General features: G+C 62.2%; 23 protein-coding genes. 12 read left to right on the top strand and 11 right to left on the bottom strand.

Features of this window, described 5'->3' with window-relative positions; genetic code table 11:
* Nucleotides 1-154: 154 nt before the first annotated feature.
* On the top strand, nt 155-781 hold the full coding sequence (locus tag SFU85_03860) for a hypothetical protein (protein MDX6765905.1): 627 nt from the start codon (nt 155-157) through the stop codon (nt 779-781).
* Here SFU85_03860 and hisI read toward each other — a convergent pair.
* Nucleotides 769-1,227, bottom strand: a complete 459-nt coding sequence (hisI, locus tag SFU85_03855; GenBank protein ID MDX6765904.1) for a phosphoribosyl-AMP cyclohydrolase — start codon at nt 1,225-1,227, stop codon at nt 769-771. The two genes, SFU85_03860 and hisI, sit on opposite strands and share 13 nt — an antisense overlap.
* 176 nt (nt 1,228-1,403) lie before the next feature.
* On the opposite strand from hisI, the gene SFU85_03850 reads away from it, so the two are divergent.
* Together SFU85_03850 and feoB are read left to right on the top strand one after the other, a co-directional pair.
* Entirely contained in the window at nt 1,404-1,652 is a 249-nt protein-coding gene (locus tag SFU85_03850) for a FeoA domain-containing protein (GenBank protein MDX6765903.1), read from the top strand.
* Entirely contained in the window at nt 1,649-3,889 is a 2,241-nt protein-coding gene (feoB, locus tag SFU85_03845; protein ID MDX6765902.1) for a ferrous iron transport protein B, read from the top strand. The genes SFU85_03850 and feoB overlap by 4 nt, the downstream gene beginning before the upstream one ends.
* 236 nt (nt 3,890-4,125) lie before the next feature.
* Here feoB and SFU85_03840 read toward each other — a convergent pair whose 3' ends face one another.
* Nucleotides 4,126-4,773: a response regulator gene (locus SFU85_03840; protein MDX6765901.1), complete on the bottom strand. Its 648-nt coding sequence runs from the start codon at nt 4,771-4,773 to the stop codon at nt 4,126-4,128.
* Nucleotides 4,774-4,947: 174 nt separating this feature from the next.
* Here SFU85_03840 and SFU85_03835 point away from each other — a divergent pair, with 174 nt between their 5' ends.
* The 5 genes from SFU85_03835 to proC are packed head-to-tail and all read left to right on the top strand — an operon-like array spanning nt 4,948 to nt 8,987.
* Nucleotides 4,948-5,631, top strand: coding sequence for a phosphopantothenoylcysteine decarboxylase (locus tag SFU85_03835; protein ID MDX6765900.1), 684 nt, complete (start codon nt 4,948-4,950; stop codon nt 5,629-5,631).
* 40 nt (nt 5,632-5,671) lie between these two features.
* Nucleotides 5,672-6,391, top strand: a complete 720-nt coding sequence (locus SFU85_03830) for a PHP-associated domain-containing protein (protein ID MDX6765899.1) — start codon at nt 5,672-5,674, stop codon at nt 6,389-6,391.
* The gene (locus SFU85_03825; protein MDX6765898.1) at nt 6,388-7,710 is read left to right on the top strand and encodes a hypothetical protein; all 1,323 of its coding nucleotides are present in this window, start codon (nt 6,388-6,390) and stop codon (nt 7,708-7,710) included. The genes SFU85_03830 and SFU85_03825 overlap by 4 nt, the downstream gene beginning before the upstream one ends.
* The gene (locus SFU85_03820; GenBank protein MDX6765897.1) at nt 7,707-8,132 is read left to right on the top strand and encodes an ApaG domain; all 426 of its coding nucleotides are present in this window, start codon (nt 7,707-7,709) and stop codon (nt 8,130-8,132) included. Before SFU85_03825 ends, SFU85_03820 begins: the two co-directional genes overlap by 4 nt.
* A 51-nt stretch (nt 8,133-8,183) precedes the next feature.
* Complete coding sequence (gene proC, locus SFU85_03815; protein MDX6765896.1) at nt 8,184-8,987, top strand: pyrroline-5-carboxylate reductase; 804 nt, start codon at nt 8,184-8,186, stop codon at nt 8,985-8,987.
* Between the two features lie 37 nt (nt 8,988-9,024).
* On the opposite strand, the gene SFU85_03810 is transcribed toward proC, so the two are convergent.
* The 8 genes from SFU85_03810 to SFU85_03775 form a co-directional block, all read right to left on the bottom strand.
* The gene (locus SFU85_03810; GenBank protein ID MDX6765895.1) at nt 9,025-9,411 is read right to left on the bottom strand and encodes a hypothetical protein; all 387 of its coding nucleotides are present in this window, start codon (nt 9,409-9,411) and stop codon (nt 9,025-9,027) included.
* Between the two features lie 133 nt (nt 9,412-9,544).
* Entirely contained in the window at nt 9,545-10,372 is an 828-nt protein-coding gene (gene ftsY / locus SFU85_03805; GenBank protein MDX6765894.1) for a signal recognition particle-docking protein FtsY, read from the bottom strand.
* Nucleotides 10,373-10,422: 50 nt separating this feature from the next.
* Nucleotides 10,423-10,884, bottom strand: coding sequence for a transcription antitermination factor NusB (gene nusB, locus SFU85_03800; GenBank protein ID MDX6765893.1), 462 nt, complete (start codon nt 10,882-10,884; stop codon nt 10,423-10,425).
* 10 nt (nt 10,885-10,894) lie between these two features.
* Nucleotides 10,895-11,305: a 6,7-dimethyl-8-ribityllumazine synthase gene (ribH, locus tag SFU85_03795; protein ID MDX6765892.1), complete on the bottom strand. Its 411-nt coding sequence runs from the start codon at nt 11,303-11,305 to the stop codon at nt 10,895-10,897.
* Between the two features lie 22 nt (nt 11,306-11,327).
* Nucleotides 11,328-12,542 (bottom strand): bifunctional 3,4-dihydroxy-2-butanone-4-phosphate synthase/GTP cyclohydrolase II, encoded by a 1,215-nt coding sequence (locus tag SFU85_03790; protein MDX6765891.1) that lies wholly within the window; start codon nt 12,540-12,542, stop codon nt 11,328-11,330.
* 77 nt (nt 12,543-12,619) lie between these two features.
* Nucleotides 12,620-13,270 carry a hypothetical protein gene (locus tag SFU85_03785; protein MDX6765890.1) on the bottom strand — a complete coding sequence of 217 codons (651 nt, stop codon included), beginning with the start codon at nt 13,268-13,270 and terminating at the stop codon, nt 12,620-12,622.
* Between the two features lie 81 nt (nt 13,271-13,351).
* Entirely contained in the window at nt 13,352-14,941 is a 1,590-nt protein-coding gene (locus tag SFU85_03780; protein MDX6765889.1) for a 1,4-alpha-glucan branching protein domain-containing protein, read from the bottom strand.
* 80 nt (nt 14,942-15,021) lie between these two features.
* On the bottom strand, nt 15,022-16,281 hold the full coding sequence (locus tag SFU85_03775; protein ID MDX6765888.1) for a DUF4912 domain-containing protein: 1,260 nt from the start codon (nt 16,279-16,281) through the stop codon (nt 15,022-15,024).
* Nucleotides 16,282-16,598: 317 nt separating this feature from the next.
* Between SFU85_03775 and hisF the strand changes: the two genes are divergently transcribed.
* From hisF to SFU85_03755, 4 genes are read left to right on the top strand one after another with little or no spacing between them, the layout of a single operon-like run.
* Nucleotides 16,599-17,366: an imidazole glycerol phosphate synthase subunit HisF gene (gene hisF / locus SFU85_03770; protein ID MDX6765887.1), complete on the top strand. Its 768-nt coding sequence runs from the start codon at nt 16,599-16,601 to the stop codon at nt 17,364-17,366.
* Nucleotides 17,367-17,426: 60 nt separating this feature from the next.
* A complete protein-coding gene (gene trpE / locus SFU85_03765; protein ID MDX6765886.1) occupies nt 17,427-18,938 on the top strand; it encodes an anthranilate synthase component I in 1,512 nt (503 codons plus the stop codon).
* 20 nt (nt 18,939-18,958) lie between these two features.
* Entirely contained in the window at nt 18,959-19,522 is a 564-nt protein-coding gene (locus SFU85_03760) for an aminodeoxychorismate/anthranilate synthase component II (protein ID MDX6765885.1), read from the top strand.
* 7 nt (nt 19,523-19,529) lie between these two features.
* Nucleotides 19,530-20,234, top strand: coding sequence for a dienelactone hydrolase family protein (locus tag SFU85_03755; protein ID MDX6765884.1), 705 nt, complete (start codon nt 19,530-19,532; stop codon nt 20,232-20,234).
* A gap of 21 nt (nt 20,235-20,255) precedes the next feature.
* Here the strand turns inward: SFU85_03755 and SFU85_03750 are convergent, their stop codons facing one another.
* Nucleotides 20,256-23,573, bottom strand: coding sequence for a GYF domain-containing protein (locus SFU85_03750; GenBank protein MDX6765883.1), 3,318 nt, complete (start codon nt 23,571-23,573; stop codon nt 20,256-20,258).
* Nucleotides 23,574-23,593: the final 20 nt, after the last annotated feature.

Genomic DNA, 23,593 nt, shown 5'->3' with positions numbered 1-23,593 from the left:
CTAACAATGTGATTCATGTTAAATTCCCGAAACGTTGTAACCTGATTGAATCATAGCTGCTCGGCCCGGTCTTTTCTCTGCATCATTAATCTGTCAGCATGGTATCGTGTCGAAGCATGATGCCTTTTTGCGGTCCCATTCATCCCCAGGAGAGATGGATGCGGCCTGGGCTGCGGGTTGGAGACATTTTGGTCCGTTCTTTTTTCGCACCCGCTGGATGCAACAAGGCGCGGAGGCACGGGAGATCATGCCCCTGCGCTACCCCTTGGAGGGTTGGGCCCCGCGAAAAAGCCAACGCCGCATTCTCCGCCGCAATCGGGATCTCTCCTGCGAGATCAGCCCGACTCGACTGACAGATGAACAACGCGACCTTTTCCTCCGCCACCGCTCCCGCTTCCGGGAGGATGTCCCCGATGCGCTGGAGGATTTCCTGGGTCCCCAACCGGACGGGCATCCCTGCCGTAATGTCACTATTTCATTGCGCCAAGGTCCGCGACTGGTCGCCGCCAGTTACCTGGACTTAGGGTTGGAGTCGGTGAGCAGCATTTACGCGGTCTTTGACCCTGATGAATCGAAGCGCAGCCTGGGCACGGCCACGTTATTGATCGAACTTTTTTGGGCCGCTCAACAGGGTTTTCGTTGGCACTACCCGGGCTACGCCACACATGGCGCCTCCCTTTACGATTACAAAAAAACCATCGCCCGCTACGAATGGCTTGATTGGGAGGGCGGTTGGCTGACCGGACAGCCACCGGGGCAGGACCCCTGTCAGCGTCCGTAAACCTCTTTCGGGTCGAAGACTTTCTCTTTCTCCTCGAGGCACAACGTCACGCCGTTGACTGCCGATGGCCCGGTCGGGATCGAACGATAGAAACAAGAACGAAAGCCCGTGTGGCAGGTGGCTTGGAGCCCCATCACCGTCACCCGCAGCCAGATGGCGTCCTGGTCGCAGTCGGTCCGCATCTCGCGCACCACTTGGACGTTGCCGCTTTCTTCGCCCTTTTTCCAACGCTTGTTCCGGCTGCGGCTCCAATAAACGGCTTCGCCCTTCTCTATGGTTTCCCGTAGGGCCTCGGCATTCATGTAGGCCATCATCAGGACCTCGCCGGTCGCATGATCGGTGGTCACCACAGGTATCAGGCCGTTTTCATCGAACTTGGGGGCCAACTCCAGACCTTCCTCGATCTGTTGCTTGCTGCCTCGGGGCGAAAAGGAGGGCGGATTCATGGGGCGGAAAACTACCACTTCGCCCCCGGCCAGGGCCAGTCCCAAGCCGGAATCTCATCAGGTTTCCCAAATTAAAGGCCCCTTTAGATCCCCAACTATTTTCAGCGCTTTGCAATTCCTCCTTGCCAGTTCGAGCCCCTTCCTTAATAATTGAGAACAGTTCTCAAAAGGATCTTATGTCAAAACTCAGCTCCCTTCGCAGCGGTCAAAAAGCCCACTTGGAAGATATCGGGCCGGATGCGGTTCTGGCCCAGCGATTGATGGCGACTGGTTTGATGCCCGGCCATGAAATCGACCTCCAGCACAAGATGCCGCTGGGTGGTCCCGTGCTTTGTCGATTCCCCTCGGGCAAGCTCGGTATCCGTCATGCCGATGCCCAGAAGCTCCGGGTCAAGAAATCCCCCACCGTCCCGCCCAAGCCATGATCGCCCACGCGTCGGAAACAACCGTCGCCGCCCCCCCGCTCCACGTAGCCATCATCGGCCAGCCGAACACGGGCAAGACCTCGCTCTTCAACCGTCTGACCGGGCTGCGCCAGCGCGTCGGCAACTACCCCGGAGTCACCGTCGAGCGCAAAGAAGGCCGCACCGCGCACGAAGGCCGCGAGCTCATCTGCCACGACCTTCCCGGCACCTACAGCCTCAACGCCGTCTCGCCGGACGAACAGATCGCCGTCGATGCGCTCTGTGGCCGCACTGGCACCGAACCCCGGCCCGATGTCATCCTCTGCGTGGCCGAAGCCTCACAACTCCATCGTTCCCTCCTCCCGGCCATCCAGGCCTCCAGTCTCGGCATCCCGATCGTCATCGCCGCCAACTTCATCGATGAGGCCCATTCCAAGGGCTTGCAACTCGATTTCGCCAAACTGGAGCAGCGCCTGGGTGTGCCGGTCATCCCCACCGTGGGGCACAAGGGCCGGGGCATCGGCGAAATCAAAGAAGCCCTGGTCCGGGCCGCCGCCTCCCGGACCCTCCTCCGGGTCCCCGTCTGGCCGGACTCCATCCGGGAAGCCCTTGATTTCCTCACACCTCACTCACCTGAAAATACCCCCGGCAACCCCTGCGCCTTCACGGCCCAGCGGGCCCTCTTTGATACCTCGGTCCGGTCCCTCGACCGGTTGGCCGGGGCCGAAGAATCACGGAAAGAATCGCTGCGCCGCGCCCACGGCCGCATCCTCTCCGGCGGACACCACCCGGCCACCGCCGAGCCGGTCCTTATATCCGAACACATCCGCGGATTGCTTGACGGGTGCATCGTCCAGCGCCAGGCCGCGGCTGCTTCCTGGGCCCGCCACCTCGACAACGCCCTGGCCCATCCCTTCTGGGGCACCCTCATCTTTGCCCTGGTCATGCTGGGTGTTTTCCAGGCTGTTTACTCCTGGTCCGGCCCGTTGATGGACGCCATCGAGACCGCCACCAGTGTTGCCCAGCAATGGGCTGGTAGCCAACTCGGGGGCCTGCCCATGCTCCAGAGCCTGGTCGCCGACGGTCTCATCGCCGGCGTGGGCTCGGTCCTTGTCTTCCTGCCCCAGATCCTGATTCTCACCCTGCTCATCGGGTTGTTGGAAGACACCGGTTACCTGGCCCGCGCCGCCTTCCTTGCCGACCGTCTTTTCAGCGGATTCGGCCTGAGTGGAAAGAGCTTTGTTCCCCTGATGTCGAGCTACGCCTGTGCCATTCCCGGCATCATGGCCACCCGCACCATCGAAGACCCGCGCACCCGCCTGACCACGATCTTCATCGCCCCCCTGATGAGTTGTTCGGCCCGCCTCCCGGTCTATCTGGTCATGATCGGGGCCTTCGTTGAACCCGTCTACGGCCCGACCGTGGCCGCACTCGCCCTTTTTGCCATGCACTTGCTGGGCCCGGTTCTGGCCTTGCCTCTGGCCTGGTTCCTCCAGAAACTGGTGCTGAAGGCGCCTTCCCCGCCCTTCCTCCTCGAACTTCCACCCTACCGTCTTCCTTCGTTCCGTGACGTCTTCTGGCGGGTGGGCCAGCGCGGACAACGCTTCCTCACCGATGCCGGCACCGTCATCTTCTGCATCACCATCTTGATTTGGGCCATGCTCTACTTTCCCCGACCGGAGGCCCTCAAGGACCAGGTCCGCTCCGCTTGGCTGGCCTCCGCTTCCCAAACCACGGGAACCTCTCCCGCCGAACTCGCCTCCCAACTCGGGGACCCGGAGAGCGAAGCCTCCGGCCAGCTCGACCATGCCATCGCTTCGGCCTACCTCGAACAAAGCATCCTCGGCCGCGCGGGCAAGGCCATCCAGCCGCTCTTCGCACCGGCGGGCTTCGATTGGAAAATCACCGTCGGGGTCCTGGCCAGCTTCCCCGCCCGCGAGGTCATCATTTCCACCCTGGGGGTGATCTACAATCTGGGTGGCGAACAGGACGAGGAATCCACCGACCTGCGGAGCAAGCTCCAGAAAGAAGTCTGGCCCTCGGGCCCCCGGGCCGGACAGCCCGTATTCACAGTCGCCACGGCCGTAGCGGTCATGGTCTTTTTTGCCCTTTGCATGCAATGCGGTGCCACCGTGGCCATCATGAAGGCCGAGGCCGGATGGCCTTGGGCCGTGTCCGCGTTCTTCCTCATGACCGGAATGGCCTGGGTAGGTGCGGTCCTGAGTTACCAGATCCTCTCCCGCTGGACCCCTGTCTAACCCAACCATGAATTCCTGGATCGATGTTGCTTGCGTGGGGCTGATCGTCGGGAGCGCCCTCTACTTCCTCTGGAGGCGCCGTCGCCACAAGGCCTCCGGCTGTGCAAGCGGCTGTGCCTGTGCCCCACGGACGGTTCCCGTCGCCGGACGCCGTCAGCCCTGAATACGGGTTGGCTGGGCGGGCTTGCGGCCCATTGGCTGTTGGCAAGTCAAGGAAGTCCGGCGTTCCCTATTCTTCAGCCGGCATGCAGCCATTCGCATCGACTGCTTTCCCCGCGGTGCCTTTCCGTCAAACAGGCTTTTTTGTAATCGGCCTCCGCCTGGCCGAACCGCCCTCCAACCTCGGCAATCAGTCCCTCCAACACCAGGGCTTCCGAGTGGCCCGGCTCCCGTTCCAGAATAACCGACAGGACCTCTTCCGCTTCCTCCCATCGCCTCCCCTGCACCAGGGCCCGGGCGCGCCGCAGCAACGGACCATTCGCCAACACCCTCCAGTCGATGTCCTGTCGCAACTCGTGCTGTCTGAGCAACAAATCGTCCACCGTTTCCAACATCCTGCCGATTTCGAAAGGCTTGGACAAAAAATCCACCACGCCCAGGCCGAAGGCCCGCGGTAAATCCCGGGCATCCAAATGGCCGCTGATGACCAGTACGGGCGTGTCAATGTGTTGCGCGCGTGCCTGCTCCAGAAACTCCAGTCCTCCTAAGAACGGCATCCGCAAATCGAGCAGCAGCAGATCGTATGAACCGGAAAGGCAGTGGGCCAGGGCATCGCGTCCATCGCAGGCTTCATCCACCTCCACCGGACGCCTGCTCAAGGCCATGCGCAGGATCGTGCGCACCCCTTCCTGGTCGTCCGCGATAAGAATTCTGGCGTGTTCCATGGGCGGTTTCCTCAGCGGCGGTTCCGGCCGCGCACCCCATTTTATAGCATACCTAGCCATATTGTGGTATCCAAAAAGATTTGACAGGACAACCGCCGACCTGGAAGGGATCTTGACAGTCCTCCAAGGAGGCATTGCGCCCCGGTCTTCAAGCCGTATAATCTTATACCAGCCATGTCCGACCTGAAAAACGTCCTCGTCACCTGCGGCCCGACCTACGAACCCATCGATGAGGTCCGCCGGTTGACCAATTTTTCCACCGGGCGCCATGGGGCGGTCATTGTCGACAGTCTGGCCGCCGCCGGTTGGCACGTCACCGTATTGCGCGGGGTCCAGAGCACCTTTGCCCCACCCAAACACGGCCAGATCCTTCCCTTCACCACCCGCGATTCCCTCAAAGCCGAACTCATCCGCCTTTCCAAGGAACAGGAATTCGCCGCCGTTTTCCACGCCGCCGCTGTCGGCGACTTCGAGATCAATGCCATCCTGGACATCGACAACCAACCCGTCATCGCCAAGAAAATCAGCGGCAGTTCCCAGGAGATCAAGCTTCTCCTCAAGCCCGCCCCCAAACTCATCCGCAACCTCCGGGGCTGGTTCCCGAAGAGTGTCCTTGTCGGCTGGAAATACGAACTGGAGGGCAAGCGCCCGCAGGCCGTGCAAAAGGCCTGGAAGCAGATGGTCGATTGCGACAGCGACGCCTGCGTGGCCAACGGCACCGCCTATGGCGAGGGTTTCGGGTTCTGCACGCAGCCGGCCGAACACGCCCACTTCGAAACCGAAGAGAGCCTCATCCGCCACATTGTGACGTGGCTCCCGGAGGCCACCACCATCCGCCAAACCTCGGTCCGGGCCTGAGATCGCATCCCTAACTCCCAACTTCCAACGCTCCGCCGTCATGCCCACTTACCGGGTCGAATTGCACAACCACTGTGACTGCGACCCCCAGGACGCCCTGGATTACAGTGCCCGGGATCTGGTCGATGCCTGCGTGGCCCGGGGCGTCCAAGTCCTGGCCATCACCCCCCACCGGGAAGTTTTCCACGACCCCGATGCTGTCAACTACGCCCGCTCTCGCGGCGTGCTTTTGCTCCCCGGGGTGGAAAAGATGATCGAGGGCAGGGAGATCGTCCTCATCAATGTCGCCCCTGGTGATATCCCCCACCTCATGGCCCGTGAAGACCTCGAAGCCCTGCGTCTGGCCAAGGGCGGGGACCTCCTCGTCCTGGCCCCCCATCCGTTTTACCCGCGGGACAGTTGTGTCGGGCCGGTGCTCGACCGCTTCGCCCGCCTGATCGATGTCATCGAGTGGTGCCACCTCTACCTGGGCTTTTACAACCCCAACCGCCGCGCCGCCGAGTGGGCGGAGAAAAATCACAAGCCACTCATCGCCACATCCGACACCCATGCCCTCGCTCTCTTCGGACGCAATACGGCCGTGGTCGAGGCCGAAACCCTGGAGGCACGGGCTGTGTTCCAGGCCATCCGCGCCGGGAAAATCACCAACACCCACCGGCCCTACGGTCTGCTCGAACTTGCCACCTTCGTCGTCGTCGGATTCCTCCATCACGAAATGCGCAAGTGGGCGCGGAAGCTGCTCCCGGCCCCTTCGTCATGAGCGCACCAACCCGGGTGGTCCGCCTTCAGCGCGCTGATTACGCACTGGTCATCGCTTGGACCCTGCTTTTTCTCCTGGGCTACGCCGGGATGATGACGGCATACGTGCTGGTTGATCCCTCGATCCCATGGGTCCTGCCGTGGAAGCTGGCCGGGATATCCGTTCTTCTTGTTTTTGCCGCCCAGCGCGGCCACTACCCGCTCGTTCTGGGTCTCTGCGGCGCAGTCTACCTGCTCCAGGATTTCCCGCTCTACGGCAGTTGTTTTCTCATCGTCACGCTGGCCTGCTACGGCGCGTTGCACTACGGCGGCCGATACGCCGCCCATCTCTTCTGGGCCGGTTTGGTGCTTTTTGCGGTCGTCCTGCCCAAGGCGCTGTTTTATTTGTTCCCCGACCAGCCCGGCCGTTGGAATTGGCTGGTGGATATGGCCACCACCGGCCTTGTTCTTCGCTACGCCTACTATTTCTACGAATGGCGACGCGGCCTGTGGGAAAAGCCGGACTACTTCCGCCACCTGGGCTACATCGCCTTCATCCCACAGATCTACGCCAATCTCAACTACAGTCCCTCCCAGCAATGGGAGGGTGCCGGGAACTACCCCGTGGTATTCCGACGCGGCCTCCAGCTTCTGGGGCTGGCCTTTCTCAAAATCATCGCCTGGCGCCTGCTCAACCACTTTGCCCCCTTCTCAAACTTAAACCCCGCCGATCCCAACCTCAGCCCCGCGGCCGCCTGGGGCTATGTCCTGCTCAACTACGTCAAATGGTTCCTCTGGCTTTCGGCCAAGTTCGACCTCTGTGTGGTCTTCTGCCGTTTCCTCGGCGCCGACATCCCCCCCAACTTCCGCTTCCCCCTCCTGGCCACTTCCCCCATCGAACACTGGCGACGCTGGAATATCTTCAACCGGAAACTCCTGTTGAAGTTTTTCTTCTTTCCCCTTGGAGGAAGCCAGCACCACACCTACCGCAATGTCGTGGTCGTCTTTGCCGCTTCCGCCCTCATCCTCCACACCGGTTGGTTCGGCTCGAAGTACCTCCTGGCCGATCCCGGCTTCCTCCTCCACTGGCTGGCTTACGCTCTGTGCCAGGCCGGCCTCGTCATCGCCAACATGGAATGGCGCCGCCGCCGCGGTCTCGGCAGCCACCATCGTCCTTCCGGTTGGGCTGCCTTCATCGGCTGGGCCGCCACCTTCTCCGCCATGGCCTGGCTGCATGTCCTCATCCTTGGGCATGTCCACAACACCTTCACCGGCGACCGCCTCCTCGACGCCGGCGGCCGCCTCCGGCTGGTCCTGCGCGGACTCGGGCTTGACGCATGACCCCGCCCGACGTTGGATGGGGCATGGCTGATGCGACTCCCAAGCCCCGCGAACTCCCCGGGCTCACCGCCGCCGTCGACCGCGTGGAGTGCGTGCCCGCCAGCGATGCCCCCCCCCACCGGCCGCACAAGTTCGCCTATCACATCTCCATCCACAACCACAGCCTGCGCGTTGTCACCATCACCGGCCGCAAATGGGTCCTGACCAATGCCAAGGGCCACAAGCTCGTCGTCCAGGGCGATGGCGTCGTCGGCCAGTTCCCCCGTCTCACACCCGGCGACAGCTTCCGCTACAACAGCTACCACCTGGTCGACTCCACCAGCACCGCCGAGGGGGCCTACACCGCCCGCGATGAGGACGGTGAAACCCTGCTCATCCGCATCCCCGCGTTTCCCTTGACCGTCGACCCGGCATCCCCTTGATTTCCCATTTCAGCTTCATCTCCTCCTAACCCCGAAACAATCGATTCCTCCATGAACCTGACCCTCATCGGCGCCGGAAACCTTGGGCGGGCCCTCACCCGTGGCTGGATCAAATCCGGGCTGGTGCCGCCGGGGCAGATCACGGCCACCGACCGCATGCCCGAGGCGCGAGGCGCCTTCCAGGCCATCCATCCCGGGCTCCGTTGGGCGGATTCCATCCCGGCCGCGGTGGCCGCCGCCGATGTCGTCCTCTGGGCGGTCAAACCCCAGCAGATCCACGAGGCCCTGCCGGAGGGGGCCGGGGCCCCGTGGTCGAGTGTTTTCATCTCCGTTTGTGCCGGCGTGCCCCTGGCCCGTCTGCAGTCCTTGTCCGGCCCGGAGCGCCGCATCGTCCGCGCCATGCCCAATACCCCCGCCCTGGTGGGAGAAGGTGTGACCGCCTTGTCCGGCAACGCCGTATGCACCGAGAGCGACCTGGAACGTGCCCGTTCGGTATTTGCCGCTGTTGGCCGGGTGGTTCTGGTCGGGGAAAAGGAAATGAACGCCGTCACCGCCCTTTCCGGCTCGGGCCCGGCGTTTTTTTATCTTCTGATCGACCTGATGGCCAGGGCGGCACGGGAAAATGGACTGGAATCCGGGGAAGCCCTGCGCATGGCGGCGCAGACCGCGCGCGGGGCCGCGCAAATGATCCTGGAAACCGGCACCCCGCCGCGCGAACTCATGGCCCAAGTGACGAGCAAGGGCGGCACCACCGAGGCCGGGCTGAAGATCCTCGACAGCGCACGCACCGAAGCCCTCATCCGGGAGACCATCAGCGCCGCCGCCAGACGCTCCGAGGAACTGGCCAACGGGTGACCGGAGTTCGTCCTTTGGGATGGAAGCCGACAAATCGTCAGGCAGACACAGGCCAGGGGCGGGCCGCCATGGCCATGAGGGCGTTGCGCACGGTGTGGGCGGAATTCACGGCGGTTTCCAGGTCTTCTTCCCGCTCCTGCGAGGTGCCGATCCGTTGCTGAACATCCCGCCAAAGCATGAGGGACTCGACGAAAGGGCCGTCGCGCAAAGTATTGGGCGACATGCAACCCAGGCATGTTCCCGAGTGTTCCAAGACCTGCGCCCGTTCTTCCCGAGAAAGTGCATCCACGGCGGTGAAGCGCCTGCCGTAGGGCAGGCCCTGGATCGGCCGCATCGGACAATCCGCCGCCTCGGCACAACGCGGACATCCCATGGCCAGAGCATAGAGTGTGGCTTCTTCGAGTGATTTGCGGGAATGGGTCATGGGGCTGTTTCGGAGAATGTTCGTTGAGTCGAAGGTTTTATCGTGATTACCCCATCATGAATAGGGCCATTTGTCCCTTTATGTTGCGGTCCTGGCATCGGCGGCGGGGCATCACTTCCATGAATTTGGCCGGTTAAAAGAAGCGGTCGACGTATTCATCCGGAGAGAATGGCCTCAGGTCTTCGGGGGATTCGCCGGTGCCGATGAAAAAAGTATCCAGCCCGAGCTCGGATTTGATCGCGGCGATGGCGCCGCCTTTGGCCGTGCTGTCCAGCTTGGTGGCGATCAGACCGGTCAGGCCGACACTCTTGTGGAATTGTTCGGCCTGGAGCAGGGCGTTGGCCCCGTTGGTGCCATCGACCACCAGCAGGGTGTGGTGGGGTGAGCCGGGATCGTTTTTGCCCACGACCCGCTTGACCTTCTCCAATTCGCGCAAGAGGTTGTCCTTGTTGTGCAGCCGTCCGGCGGTGTCGATGAGGATGAGCCCGGCCCCGGCCCTGCGTCCATCCTCGACTCCTTGGTAGGCCGCGGCGGCGGGATCGCCGCCCTCACGGCCCGCTGTGAACCCACAGCCGACCCGCTCGGACCAGACGCGCAGTTGTTCTATGGCGGCGGCGCGGAAGGTGTCGGCGGCCACGAGGTGGACGCCGCGGTTCTGGTAGCGGTGGGCCAACTTGGCCAGGGTCGTGGTCTTGCCCGCGCCGTTGATGCCGATTACCATCCAGACCTCTCCGTCGGCTGGCACCGGTGGGGCGGGGACGCGCGGCCAGAGGGCGGTGATTTCTGTGCGGGCGGCGGCCCCGATGTTTTCCGCATTGAGCGGCCGGTCCTTCAACCGGGCCAGGATGCGCTGGACCAGGGCGTAGCCCAGATCGGCCTGGATCAGCATGGCCTCCAGTTCTTCCCAGTCGACCCGGCCCCCGCGGGCCTCGGAAATCCATTTCCTGAATATTCCTATCATGATTTGATAAATCTACTAACTTGACGCTGGTGAGTTGCCGCGCGGGCCGCTCAGGCGGGTTTCTTTTTCGATGGCCGGTTGCCCGGGCCGGCTGTTGGGGCCGGGCGGGGGAGTTCCTTGCGGGCACGGTCGAGGATGCCGTTGACGAATTTCCCGGAGTCGTCGGTGCTCAATTCCTTGGCCAGTTCGATGGCTTCATTGATCGCCACCACCGGGGGAACCTCGGGAACATGGTGCATCTCGTAGAGGGCCAAGCGGAGGATGTTCCGGTCCACCGGGGCCATGCGCTTGGTGTCCCAGTTCTGGGCGATGCGGTTGAGGTGGGCATCGAGTTCTTTGAGACGGGGGGCCATGCCCCGGATGAGCGGTTCGGCGAACTTGCGCGCCTCGGCGGTGCAGTCGACCATGAGCCAGAAAACGAGCAGGCCGTCGTCGAGTGGCTTCGACGGACTGTGTTCCTGCTGGTAGAAGAATTGGACGACCAGCATGCGTCCCTCGCGGCGTTTGCCCATGGGGTAAGTCTTATTTTTTGAGATTCAGGAGAAGTTTGACGGCCTGGGCGGCTTCGCTGCCGCGGTTGAGTTTTTTGCCGAAGCAGCGGGCCCTGGCCTGGGCTTCGTTTTTGACCACCAACACCTGGTGGATGACGGGTTTGTCGTGCTTGAGCATCAGGTCCATCAGCGACCCGGTCACGGTCTGGCCGATGAGGTCGGCATGGGCGGTCTGGCCCTGCCAGATGACGCCGAAGGCGATGACGGCCCCGACATCGCTGCGGGCCAGGAGACGCTGGGTGGCCAGGGGGATCTCGAATGAGCCCGGCACCCGTACGACATCGACCCGTTGTCCCTTGAGCTGGACGAGGGCGGAATCAATCAGGCCATCGACAAACGATTTGTTGAAGAGCGAGGCGACGATGCCGATGGTGGTTTTCATGGGAATGGGGTTAGGGTGCCGTTCAAAGCTTGTGGCCCATCTTGCGCTTCTTGGTTTCGAGGTAACGGCGGTTGTGGGCATTGGGCTTGGAACGGATGGGGACCTGGTCGACGAGTTCCAAGCCGTAGCCGGCCAGTCCGACGACTTTCTTGGGGTTGTTGGTCATGAGCCGCATCCGGCGGACGCCCAGGTCGTGGAGGATCTGGGCGCCGAGTCCGTATTCGCGCAGGTCGGGGGCGTAGCCGAGCTTGAGGTTGGCTTCCACGGTATCGAGGCCCTTTTCCTGCAGCTTGTAGGCATGGATCTTGGCCGGAAGGCCGATGCCGCGTCCTTCCTGCCGCATGTAGACCAGAACGCCGGCCCCGGCCCGTTCGATCATGCGCAGGGCGTCATGGAGCTGGTGGCCGCAGTCGCAGCGACGCGAGCCGAAGACATCCCCGGTCAGGCACTCGCTGTGCACGCGAACCAGGACGGGCTGGTCCTTGGGAATCCTGCCCTTGACCAGGGCCAGGTGATGGCTGCCATCGGTCTGTGAGGTGTAAAGGTGGAGGTCGAACATGCCGTAGTCGGTCGGCATCTGGATGGTCTGCGCACGCACGACCAGTTTCTCGGTGCGGCGGCGGTATTCAATGAGGTCGCGGATGGTGCCCAGTTTGAGGCCATGGGTCCGGGCGAAATCGATGAGCCCGGGCACACGGGCCATGGTGCCGTCGTCCTGGAGGATCTCGCAGATCACGGCCGAGGGGTCGAGGCCGGCCAGGCGGGCCAGGTCGACGGCGGCCTCGGTGTGGCCGGCGCGCTGGAGAACGCCCCCGTCCTTGGCCTTGAGAGGAAAGACGTGCCCGGGTTGGACGAGGTCGGAAGGCCGGGTTTTTTTTCCGGCGAGGAGGCGGATGGTTTTGGCGCGGTCGGCGGCGCTGATACCGGTGGTGATGCCGCGGGCGGCATCGACGGTGACGGTGAAGTCGGTCTTGTGGCTCTCACGGTTGTCGAGGACCATGCGCTGGAGGCCGAGTTGGGTCGCGCGTGCGCTGTCAATCGGGGCGCAAATGAGGCCGCGGCCGAAGCGGGCCATGAAGTTGATCGCGCTGGGGGTGGCTTTTTCCGCTGCCAGGATGAGGTCGCCCTCATTTTCCCGGGAGGCATCGTCGGTGAGGATGACCATGCGGCCCTTGCGGATGTCGGCGATGACTTCCTCGATGGGGGCAAAGACAGGTGGGGTCGTTTTTTTCTTCACAGCAAAGAACTGGGTTCAAAAATAGGCCAAGAGGACGCCGCTGCAACTGAATTGCGGCAGGGGGTCACCTCAGCCGCTCAGGGCTGGGCCGGGGTGGGAACCGCCGGTTGGCTTCCGGTTTGGGCTTGGAGGAGGGCATCGGCAAAGATTGTCGTGAGGGCGGCGGCTTCACCGATCACGTCCTGTGGCACCCGGGACTTGGGAAGGAAACCGTGCTGGTCCCGCTGCCAGATTTCAGCCGCTACCGGCACCATTCCACCCGGACGGCGCACCCGGGCGGGTTCGGACAAGGCCACGCGGACATGGTAGGCCAGATTTTGTCCGCCTTCATCCCATTTTCCGCGCAGGGACACTTGCAGCGCGGGCGCGGCATCGGTGGATACTGGAATGTTTTTCCGCGACAGAACGGCCAGAACCGCGGTTTCGGCCACATCCACCGGCACGGCGCCGGAATCCTCGACCGGTGCGATGACCTGGACCCGGACCGGGCCGAGATCGCGCAACAAGTCTGTTTCCCCGGCGGCTGCAACCTCTCCGGGCACCAAGGGTCGGAGCGTGTCCTGGACCATTTTCTCCACCGGAGCGACCCATTTTTCCACCGGCTCCGGGGTTTTTTCACGGATGATTTCCCGCACCACCTCGCGCGGCGGCGTGATGAGGTAGAGTCCGGCAAAGGCGATGATCGTCAGGAGGTAAAGCGCGATGAGCGCGAAGACGGTCCGTTTCATCCGCTCATCCTAGAAGGGATGGGGCGAGGACCGCAACCCCGGTTCCTGAATCCCGAAGTCAGCCGCGCGATGGACCGCGGGTCAGAGGTAATGGCGCCAATTGATGTCGGGGAAGATGTTGTCACGCCACTCGCAGTTTGCCAGGAAGCGCTCGTCGATGGTGTTGGCGCGGATTTGGTCGTGAAGGCGGGTGAAGCGGAGGATGTGGTCCTTGGTTCGTTTGACCGCGTAGGGCACCATGGTGCCGGTCTTCATGATGAAGGCCCAGTCGCTGCTCTGGGCCAGCAAGAGTTCGCGGGCAGCCTGTTTCATGGCCCGGTCGGTCAGTCCGTAGCAATCCCGGTGATCACGGGCCAGGGCGATCATCCGCTGGGCGGCCACGTGCAAGTGGGGGTAGATCCAGGCGTTCGAGGACTCGAGCCACACTTCCCAGTAGCCCTTGGCCCCCCAACTGGAAGCGGCGGGCTGGGCCAGTTGCTGGGTCGGAAACATCTGCAGGTATTCCCCGGGCGTGGTCGTGCGGTAGGTGTGCTGGTCGTAGGCACTCTTGCGCAGGAAGAAATTGAGGAAGTCGGGACCCTCGAACCACCAATGGCCGAACAATTCGGCATCGTAGGGGGCGACGACGATGGGTTCGATGCCGCCCATGATGCCATGCAGGTGTTGGATCTGCTTTTCCCGGTTGAACATGAAATTGCCCGCATGGTCGGCCGCGCGCTCGCGTGCCACCCCCGGACGGTAGACTTCCTTGTAGGAGGTCTTGCCGGTGATGCGGTGGTATTTCAGGCCGGTGAATTTACGCAGGCCGTTCGGTTGCACGTAGTCCTTGATGTAGTCGAAATCCAGATCGAACCCGACATCGCGATAAAAATCGCGGTAGTTCACATCGCCGGGGTAGCCCTCCTCCGAGGACCAGACCTGTTTGGAGGACTCGACGTCGCGGCCGAAGGCGGCCGGGCCGGACTTGGTGAAGAGCGGGGCGAAGATGCCGTGGCGCGGGCGAGGGTCGGCGAACATGACCCCGTGGGTGTCGACGAGGAACCAGCGGATCTCGGCTTCCTGGAGGAATGCTTCCACGCCCGGCACATAGGCGCACTCGGGCAGCCAGATGCCCCGGGGGTCGCGGCCGAAGCAATCGCGGTAGGAATCGCGCGCGACCATGATCTGCGCGCGGACGGCCTCGGGGTATTCCATCATCAGGGGGAGGAATCCATGCGTGGCGCCGCAGGTGATGATCTCGAGCTTGCCGGCGTCCTGGAACTTGCGGAAGGCCGAAACCAGGTCGCGGTGGTATTTGTCGCTGAAGACATGCAGGCAATCCTTCAGTCGGTGGTGGTAGAACCAGGCCACCTCGTGGTAGCCGTGCTCCTGCCCTTGGCGGGTGCGCTCGATTTCCTTCTCGGTCAACCCGATGAGTTTGACCAGTTCGTGGATGTAGCGCTCTTGCAGCAGGGGGTCCCGGAGCATGGCGCAGAGCGGCGGGGTCATCGACATGGTCAGGCGGAAATCCACTCCATCGTGGAGCAGGCCATCCATCATGTTGATGAGCGGGATGTATGTTTCGGTGATGGCCTCATACAGCCAGTCCTCTTCCAGGAATGAAGGGTATTCCGGATGCCGCACAAAGGGCAGGTGGGCGTGGAGGACGAGGGCGACGTGGCCTTGGGGCATAAGCGGTATTAAACAGGATTGTGACGAATTGGCTGTAACTTTTTCCGGGCTTCGGACTGTGGGTGCTTACCGGGGTGAGATCAGTCGATCTCCCCCAGAGGCGTGGGACGGGTTTCCTGGGGCGTCGGTTCAACCCCGGGATCCAATGCGGTCAGGCGGAGGAAGGAAAGCAGGGCGGAGCGGGTTTCCACCCCATCTGGCGAAAGGGCGTCGATGGGGATGTGGAATTTGCCGTCCTTGAAATTGAAGTGGTAGGAAAACCGCCCGTCGGGGGTGAGTTGGATCTTCTCACCGTCGATTCGAACGGTGGCCTGGGGGTGGGTGCCCCCGTAGATGATCAACTCGGCGTTCACATCCATGAAAAATCCGCGGTCTCCGGCTCCGAAGGACGAACCAAAGGGGCTGGAGATGCTGCTGATCCATTGGCCGGAACTGGTGCTGAACTGGTCGAGTAGATTTTTGCGCAACAACTCGATGATCTCCCCCGAACCTTGCTGGATGCGCCGGATGGTAACGGCGCCCAGATAACTGAGCAACTCGACGTAGGCATCCTCCGACATTCCCGGAGGACGGGGAACTTCGAAGGGGAAGGGGAAGCCCTCCTCCTGGAGGCGGGCCAGGGTGTCTCCCAGATCCTCGCCCGGCTGCTGGAAGCGGGCGATGAGGTCGCGCAGCTGCTTGAAGCTGTAGTGGAATGGAATGGTGACGAACTTGGCCTGGGTCTTCCACGAGATGGCATCCGGGGGGGTGGGTGCGCCGGAGGAACGGGCCACGACTTCGAATCCACCGTCCCCTCGGTAGTAGCCAATTTCGGCCAGGTAGCCCGAGCCCGCCTGTGGTGCGTGGAGATACCAGTCATGCGACCAGGCGGAGATCTGGATCTGCTGGATGCGCGAGCCATCCTTTCGCAGTTCCAGGAAGAGCTTGCCGTCGTGGGCCCGGCTTTGTGCTTCCGCCAGTTGGTCGTAAGTCAGGTCCCAGTAGGCGTAGAGCCACTGGGGATCGCGGGCCACGAGGAACAACTTCCCGGTGCCGTATTTGGCCGGTAATTCGCCCAGATCCTCATATTCCGGCAGCTCGAACCGGGCAGGCTCTGGCGTCGCACCGGCGGCCAGGTCGAATTTGTGGGCGGAAATATCCTCCGGTTCCTCGACCAAAACCACCCGTGGATCGACGCTGCGCACCTTGGTGGTGCGGGCCGTGGAGGGCTGGGTTTTGGTGCCACGCGAAGGAAGCTTCTGCCGGGCCTTGGCATCGGCCACGGACTTTTTGGCCCGGGCCACTTTGGCCTGTTTGGTGGGTTTGGCCGCCGCTTTCTTTTCTTTATCCTTCGATTTCACGAGGGTTTTTTTCTTCCGTTCGAGCGTGGTACGCTTGGCTACTTTTTTTGTCTTACTGGCCATATCGGTTCCTTGTTCCGGTTTCCCTTTCCCGGGAAAAGGGATCTTTCCAAACCAAAGCAGAAGTTAAACCAACAATTGTGTGAAGTTGCCGAAATTTGTGGCGAAAGAGAATAAAAGCATCATGGCATCATCCCCGCTGATCGCCAAGCAAAGTCTTGTTAAGTTTTTATTATATTCCAACGGCCCCATCCCCATTTGGAGTTGATTCACGGGGCTTTCGGGCGTCAGATGTCCTTTCTTCCATTTTTATTCCCATGTTGGCCAAACGCATCATTCCCTGTATGGACGTGGACCGTGGCCGGGTGGTCAAGGGTGTCCGCTTCGTTGACATCATTGACGCCGGGGACCCCGTCGAGTCTGCTTTGGCCTACGACGCCCAAGGAGCGGACGAACTGGTCTTTCTGGACATCACGGCCTCCCATGAGGGCCGGGCAACCATGCGCGATGTGGTCCGCCGCACGGCCGAAAGTGTTTTCATGCCGCTGACCGTGGGCGGTGGCATACGGGTGGTGGACGACATCCGTGCCATGCTCGAATCCGGAGCCGACAAGGTTTCCCTCAACACCGCCGCCCTGGCCCGCCCGGAATTGATTTCCGAGGGGGCCGAGGCATTCGGCCGGCAATGCATTGTCCTGGCCATCGACGCCCGTCGCAACGGTCCCGGCCGCTGGGAAGTCCACACCCATGGAGGACGACGCCCTGCCGGTAAGGACGCGGTGGCCTGGGCCGTGGAGGCCGAACAGCGCGGGGCCGGCGAAATCCTTCTGACCAGCATGGACGCCGACGGCACCAAGGCAGGCTATGATCTCGAGCTGACGCGTGCCGTTTCCCGTGCGGTCAGGATCCCGGTCATCGCCAGCGGCGGGGCGGGCAAACTGGATGACTTTTCCACCGTGTTGGGCGAGGGCGAGGCCGACGCGGCCTTGGCGGCGAGCTTGTTCCATTTCGGCGAATTGAAGATTTCCGAGGTCAAAGCCCATTGTGCGAGCCGGGGCATCCCGGTGCGGATGTCCCGTGCTTAAATGGGATTGCCAGCCGTCCCGGTTGGGGGGATGCTGGTCCCTTTATCCAAGGAGCGGCGCATGCTATTTCCGACGCGCGACATCTTCATCGAGCTTTCCAAACAGGGCAACCTGATCCCCGTCTACAAGGAATGGGTCGCCGACCTGGAAACCCCCATCTCCGCCTACCTGAAGCTGGACACCGGTCGGCACACCTTCCTCCTCGAATCCGTGGAGAAGGGCGAGCGGACCGGACGGTACAGTTTCGTCGGCACCGACCCGCGGGTGATCTTCACCGCCCGGGGCCGCACCATCCGTATCGAGGAGGACGGGCGCGTCCGCGAATTCGAGACCACGCATGACCCGCTGCACGAGTTGGAAGCGTTGATGGCCCGCTACAAACCCATCACCTTCAGCGAACTGCCCATCTTCTATGGCGGCGCGGTCGGCTTCCTGGCCTATGAGATGGTCCGCTTTTTCGAGCCGACCGTCCCTATCGCGGCCCGCGACGACCTCGGCCTGCCAGACGCTTATTTTGTGGTGAGTGACACCCTGGTCATTTTCGACCACTTGGAACGCAAACTGAAGATCCTGGTCAACACCTTCATCGAGGGGGAAGCCGGGGCGGCTTACGATGCGGCGGTGGCGCGGATTGCCGCGGTCGAGGCGTCCCTGCTGAAGCCCGTGGCCGCTTCCGCCATGGAGCCGGTCTCGGAATCCCCCCGCATTGAGCCCGAGGTCAACATGAACCGCGATGCCTATGTCCGCATGACCGAGGCCATGCAGGAATACATCCGTGCGGGCGACATCTTCCAGGTGGTGCCCTCGCAGCGGTTTGCCGTCCCCTATTCCGGTGATCCCATCGTCCTCTACCGCGCCCTCCGCCATGTCAATCCATCGCCCTACATGTTCTGCATCAAGTTCGGCGACATCGCCCTCATCGGGTCCTCGCCCGAAACCCATGTCCGGTGCGAAAACGGACTGGCCGAGATCCACCCCATCGCCGGAACCCGTCCGCGCAAAGCCCGACCGGAAGAAGACCAGGCGATGGAAAAAGAACTCCTCGCCGATCCGAAGGAACGCGCGGAGCACGTCATGCTCGTGGACCTGGCCCGCAACGACCTCGGCCGCGTCTGTGATTACGATACGGTCAAGGTGACCGACTTCATGACAGTGGAACGCTATTCCCACGTCATGCACATCGTTTCCCATGTCATCGGCCAGCTCAAGGCGGGCACCAGCGTTTATGATGTGATCCGGGCCACGTTCCCTGCCGGAACGGTCAGTGGTTCACCCAAGGTCCGGGCCATGCAGATCATTGCCGAACTGGAACCGACCTGTCGTGGGATCTATTCCGGGGTGGTGGGTTACTTTGGTTTTTCCGGCAATCTGGATTCTTGCATCGCCATCCGCACCATGCTCCTGAAAGGGGGGAAGGCCTACGTGCAGGCGGGCGGGGGTCTGGTGGCGGATTCGACCGCGCTGGGCGAATACCAGGAAAGCGTCAACAAATCCAAGGCCGCCCTCAAGGCCATCGGCCTGGCCCGGATCGCCGCTGGAATCGCGGATGACAAGCGCCCCTCAGCGCACTAAATTGTTTCCCTCAGAATCCCATGCTCCTGGTCATCGATAACTACGATTCCTTCACCTACAACCTGGTGCAGTATTTTGGTGAACTCCAAGCCGCTCCGGTCGTCTATCGCAACGACCAGATCACGCTTGGGGAAATACACAAAATGAAGCCGGACCGGATTGTCATCTCGCCCGGGCCCGGCACCCCCGAACAATCAGGCATTTCCAACGAGGTCATCCGCCAGTTCGGCCCGACCACCCCATTGCTCGGCGTTTGTCTCGGGCACCAGTGCATCGGCCACGTCCACGGTGCCGCCATCGTCCGGGCCGCCCGCCTGATGCACGGCAAAACCTCCCCCATCCAGCATGACGGGCAGGGCGTCTTCCGCGACCTGCCCCAGCCCTTTGATGCCACCCGCTACCATTCCCTGCTCGTGGCCCCGGATACCGTTCCCTCCGAACTTCTGGTCTGCGCCACCACCGCCGAAGGGGAAATCATGGGACTGCGCCACCGCGAACATCCGGTCCATGGCGTCCAGTTCCACCCCGAATCCATCCTGACGCGTGAGGGCAAATCGCTCTTGAAAAACTTCCTGGAACTTTGATGACCCCGTGAAAGCGAGTTCTTTTGTCACAGTTCTGAGCACCCTGACACTCCTGTTGGCCTCCTCGGCGGGGAGTGATTCCCACGCCGCGCCATCTGCCAAACCCACGGCCAAGCCCGCCCCCGCCAGCACCCGCACCGGCGAGATGATCTACTTGCGCGATTTTGGGAGCGATGAGGTGGGGTTCCTCTCCGTCCCCATGCAGGAGCCCCCCATGGGCCTGCTCGTGATCCCGGACGGGCACGGGCTGGATGCGCGCACCAAAAAATTGTGTGATCTCCTGGCCGAGCGTGGCTTTCTCGCCCTCGCTGTCGATCTCTACAACGGACGGGTCGCCGCCGACGACCGCGAGGCCCGCACCAACCGGCAGGGATTGGAGCCCAAGGATGTGCGCAAGGCGCTGGAAACCGGCCTCAACTTTTATGCCAAGAGCCCGCGCTTCCAGATGTCGCGCGTGGCGGTTGTCGCCATCGGTGATGCCGATGCCTTCGCCCTCGACCTCTGCCGCGAGAGCAAGAACCGCTCATTGGCCGCCGCCTGCCTGGTCGGAGGGCCCACCCCGTTGCCGGACCAACTGGACGAACTTCACGCACGGGTGCAACGGTTGGATCTCCCCGCTTCTGGTGATCCTTCGGCCGGTATCGCCCAGATTGTGGATTTTCTGAATGCGCCCGAGACGAGGAAGAATTTCTTCCAGCGTTTGGTAGACTGAGCCTGCGTACTGCGGCTCTTTTTAATCTTGGGCCTGGCCCTTGTTGCCTTTGAGCACTGCGGCCAGAATCTTTTTCTGCTCGAACTGCCAGGTTTTCAATTCCTGGAGCAGTTGGGCGTGCAATTGGGCGCGCTCTTCCTTGGCCTCGCGGATGACGGCCGCCACTTGCTGGCGGGAGGATTCGCTCGCTTCCTGCAGGCTGGATAGGTGGTTCGAGCCCACTTTTTCCAGTGCGCTGCGGCTGTGCTCGACGTGCTGGGTCGCCTGGCTGACATCCTGCGCCATCTCCGCCAGTTGTTTCTGCATGGCGTTGTTGGTCACACGGTAGGACTCGGCCAAGTGGTCGGGCAGTCGGGAGACCGCTTTATGCAATTCTTCCACCAGGGTTTTTTGTTGGACCGGGGCCGAACTGCGCAATGCGGAAACGTCGTCCTGTACCGACCTGAACAACTGTTCGACCGAACGTTGGTGCCCTGTGAAGTGCTGGGCGATCAATTTCTCCATTTCCCGGCCGGCCTCGGTCGTGCGTTTCTCCTGCTGCGCAAGCGCGCTGGAAAGCTCTTTCAATCCGCTCCCGATTTCCTCCGACCGTGCTTTGAGCTGGGCCGCCACTGCCGCGGGGATCGAATCCTCCAACTCGCCCAGTCGTTTGGCCAGTTGTTCGCGCCGGACCGATGCATCCTCACCCAGACGGGAGAGGACGGTGCTGAGCTCGGCCCATCGTTGTGACCACACACCGGTCCATTCGTCGGCGAGCATTTTCTGCATGGCCTGCTGCGTCTGGGTGATCTGGCCGACGGCGGAGGCGAGTTCCGAGGAAAGGAAGGTTTGGAGGGTCTCGCGGTTTTGGACGGCCGCACCGGCCATTTCGCCGGCCAGCGCTTTCTGGAGTGCACCATGGCCCGTTTGCAAGTGGGATAGAACGGAGGCCAACTCCGCCGAGGTGCGTTTTTGTCCCTCACTGGCTGATTTCTCGACCAGCTCGGCCACCCCGCGGAGCTCGGCTCCGATGCGTTCGGGGATGCGGCTTTCGATCTGGTTCAGGGCTTGGAGGGCATCTTTGTGCCGTTGTTCGAGGGCCTTTTCCTGGGCGGCCACGGCCTTGGCCGATGTTTCCTGTGCATTGGCCAGAAGGCCGCGCAGCTCGGCCTGTGCCTTGGCCGATTCGGCCAGGGACTGCGTCAGTCCTTTTTCCATTTTCTCGTGCAGACTCTGGGCCCAGCCGCCCAAGTGGGTCAGCGATTGAAGGGTGGTGTCGCGCGTCTCCAAGTGTTGCGCGGCCAACGCGTTCACCGAGTCGATCCCTTTTTCTGTCGCACCCAACAAGAGCGAGCTCATCTCTTTCAGATCGCCGCGGTGGCTGTCCTGGAACAGGCCGAGCTGCTTCTGTTGGTCGGCCAGGCTTGCCTGGAGTCCCTCTTGAACCTTGCGGAAGCCTTCCAAGATTTCAGCCTGGAGCTTGTGGCTTTTCTCATCCGCCTTTTTCGCGCGGGTCGCCAACTCCGAGGCCAATTCGGTGGCGTTTTTGTCGAGAATCGACTGGAGACTCTTTGTGCCGACTTCAACCTGGGCTTCGACGCGGGCCAAATGGGCCGGAAGGTCGCCTTCCAGATGGGTGACCACCCGGTTCAGGGCCTGCGACAATAGGGTGAATTGCTCCAGTCGTTCCGAGTCGGCCACCTGCTGGCGGTGGATCTGCTCCTGGTGCGTGCTGCCCAATTCTTCGTAAAAGCGCTCCGCCTGGGACTGGGTGTGTTCCTGCACGGTGGCCAGGCCCTGGCTGACTTTCTCCACCAGGGCTTTCATCTCGCCGGACCATTCGCCCATCAATTGGCTGACCCGCTCGGGGATGACCCTCTGGTCGTCGGCTGCCGCCAACAAAACATGGTATCGCTCCAGGGTGATGTCCTCAAATTCCTTGATGCCGGCCCGCAGGCCCGCCACGGCCTCATTGAAGGCCTGTCCGCGTTGCTCCATGTCGGCGGCCAAGACCGCCCCGCGCGATTCCACGGCCGCCAGCAGGGTCTGCAACTGGGCATCCAGTCGGATCTGGAGAGATTGGGTTTGCGAAGCCGCTGTTTGACGTGAGTCCTCCAGTTTGCCGGTGAGCTTCGTCTGCCCCTCGCTCAATTCCGCCAGAACTTTCTCCGAAGCGGTGAGTCGCTGGTTGATTCCTCCCAATACCTGGGTGGTTTCCTTCAGTTGGGTCTGATTTCGTCCCGCCTGCTTTTGTTGTTCTTCCAGCAAACGCGAAGAGAGTTCATCCAGCCTGCCCGGTGCGCTTTCCAGCTCTTGGGAGATGGAGGCCAGGGTTTGCAAAAGTTTCTCCTGCTCCATTTGGCGCTGTTGTTCCTGGGCCTGCAGGCGATCCCCGATCAGCCCACGGACGCGGGCCAGCTCCGCCGCGGTTTCGCCCTGTGCCTCGATCAGGGCTTGATGGCGTGCCTCCGCTGCCCGTATGGCCTCCGTTTGTTTTTGCGCCGCATCCGCGCCCTGGCCGGCCAGCGAGGTGGTGATGTCCTGCTTGAATTGCTCCACCGAAAGATAAAAAGCCTGCTGCAAGGCGGAAAAGCGCCGGTCCATGTCCTCGACGCGATTGGCGAAGGCCAGCAACTCTTTTTCCTTCTCCGCGGCAAGGGTCTGTTGCAGACGCTCAAAGGAGGCCTGGCTGGCCTCGGTTTCTTTTTTCCGGGCTTCCTGTTGTTCGCTCCAACGATCAGATAAACTCTTTTGCAGCGACTCCAGGGACTGAAGTTTCAGGGCCAGGCCGGATTGCATGGCATCCAGGAGCACGGTGGTTTCTCTTTGCGACTTGCCAAGGATTTCCTGGAGCACCCGCTGTTGGGTGTCGCGCAAGTCTGCCAGTTCGCCGGCCAGGGCCTGGGTTCCCGACTGGCCCAGGGCCTTCACTTCGGATTTCAGGTCGGTGAGGAGCTTCTTGATCTCGCCCTGTTCTCCGCTGACCGATTCGATGGAAATCTTCTGTCCCTCGCCCAACTGGTCGGTCCGTCGTGCCAGTTCAGTGTTCAGTCTTTCAAGAGCAGTCTGGATGGCGCCCAGAGCAGACCGGGTTTCCCCGTCCAGGGCGGCGGCAGAAGGGGCAAGAGCCAGAGCGGGAGGGGAGGCCGGGGACGGGGGGTGCTCGGCGAGCAGGGTGCTCAATTCATCGACCTCGCCCATCGTCTTCCAACGCTCCCAACCCTTGACGAAGATGCGGGTCTTCTCGTTCAAGAGACCACCCCGTGCGAACAGAATCAGGTCGTCGCGATTGAACGGCCCCCTAGGATTGTTGTTCAAGCCGACGATGTATTCGGGCTGGTTGGGGTTGCCTTGGGCCATGGTGCGGTAATCTTGTAAAA

The organism is Candidatus Methylacidiphilales bacterium (assembly GCA_033875315.1).
Lineage (GTDB): Bacteria > Verrucomicrobiota > Verrucomicrobiia > Methylacidiphilales > CAZTYG01 > JANRJG01.
Note: the sequence above shows the minus strand (reverse complement) of the source record. Positions and strands in the feature narration are given on the sequence as shown.

What these genes read in the sequence shown, in the direction of transcription:
- nusB (MDX6765893.1), bottom strand. Translation starts at nt 10,884, where the DNA reads ATGGGCAAACGCCGCGAGGGACGCATGCTGGTCGTCCAATTCTTCTAC.
- SFU85_03760 (MDX6765885.1), top strand. Translation starts at nt 18,959, where the DNA reads ATGCTCCTGGTCATCGATAACTACGATTCCTTCACCTACAACCTGGTG.
- SFU85_03835 (MDX6765900.1), top strand. Translation starts at nt 4,948, where the DNA reads ATGTCCGACCTGAAAAACGTCCTCGTCACCTGCGGCCCGACCTACGAA.
- ribH (MDX6765892.1), bottom strand. Translation starts at nt 11,305, where the DNA reads ATGAAAACCACCATCGGCATCGTCGCCTCGCTCTTCAACAAATCGTTT.
- feoB (MDX6765902.1), top strand. Translation starts at nt 1,649, where the DNA reads ATGATCGCCCACGCGTCGGAAACAACCGTCGCCGCCCCCCCGCTCCAC.
- SFU85_03830 (MDX6765899.1), top strand. Translation starts at nt 5,672, where the DNA reads ATGCCCACTTACCGGGTCGAATTGCACAACCACTGTGACTGCGACCCC.
- SFU85_03850 (MDX6765903.1), top strand. Translation starts at nt 1,404, where the DNA reads ATGTCAAAACTCAGCTCCCTTCGCAGCGGTCAAAAAGCCCACTTGGAA.
- hisI (MDX6765904.1), bottom strand. Translation starts at nt 1,227, where the DNA reads ATGAATCCGCCCTCCTTTTCGCCCCGAGGCAGCAAGCAACAGATCGAG.
- hisF (MDX6765887.1), top strand. Translation starts at nt 16,599, where the DNA reads ATGTTGGCCAAACGCATCATTCCCTGTATGGACGTGGACCGTGGCCGG.
- SFU85_03860 (MDX6765905.1), top strand. Translation starts at nt 155, where the DNA reads ATGGATGCGGCCTGGGCTGCGGGTTGGAGACATTTTGGTCCGTTCTTT.
- proC (MDX6765896.1), top strand. Translation starts at nt 8,184, where the DNA reads ATGAACCTGACCCTCATCGGCGCCGGAAACCTTGGGCGGGCCCTCACC.
- SFU85_03785 (MDX6765890.1), bottom strand. Translation starts at nt 13,270, where the DNA reads ATGAAACGGACCGTCTTCGCGCTCATCGCGCTTTACCTCCTGACGATC.
- SFU85_03825 (MDX6765898.1), top strand. Translation starts at nt 6,388, where the DNA reads ATGAGCGCACCAACCCGGGTGGTCCGCCTTCAGCGCGCTGATTACGCA.
- SFU85_03810 (MDX6765895.1), bottom strand. Translation starts at nt 9,411, where the DNA reads ATGACCCATTCCCGCAAATCACTCGAAGAAGCCACACTCTATGCTCTG.
- trpE (MDX6765886.1), top strand. Translation starts at nt 17,427, where the DNA reads ATGCTATTTCCGACGCGCGACATCTTCATCGAGCTTTCCAAACAGGGC.
- SFU85_03840 (MDX6765901.1), bottom strand. Translation starts at nt 4,773, where the DNA reads ATGGAACACGCCAGAATTCTTATCGCGGACGACCAGGAAGGGGTGCGC.
- SFU85_03780 (MDX6765889.1), bottom strand. Translation starts at nt 14,941, where the DNA reads ATGCCCCAAGGCCACGTCGCCCTCGTCCTCCACGCCCACCTGCCCTTT.
- SFU85_03750 (MDX6765883.1), bottom strand. Translation starts at nt 23,573, where the DNA reads ATGGCCCAAGGCAACCCCAACCAGCCCGAATACATCGTCGGCTTGAAC.
- ftsY (MDX6765894.1), bottom strand. Translation starts at nt 10,372, where the DNA reads ATGATAGGAATATTCAGGAAATGGATTTCCGAGGCCCGCGGGGGCCGG.
- SFU85_03820 (MDX6765897.1), top strand. Translation starts at nt 7,707, where the DNA reads ATGACCCCGCCCGACGTTGGATGGGGCATGGCTGATGCGACTCCCAAG.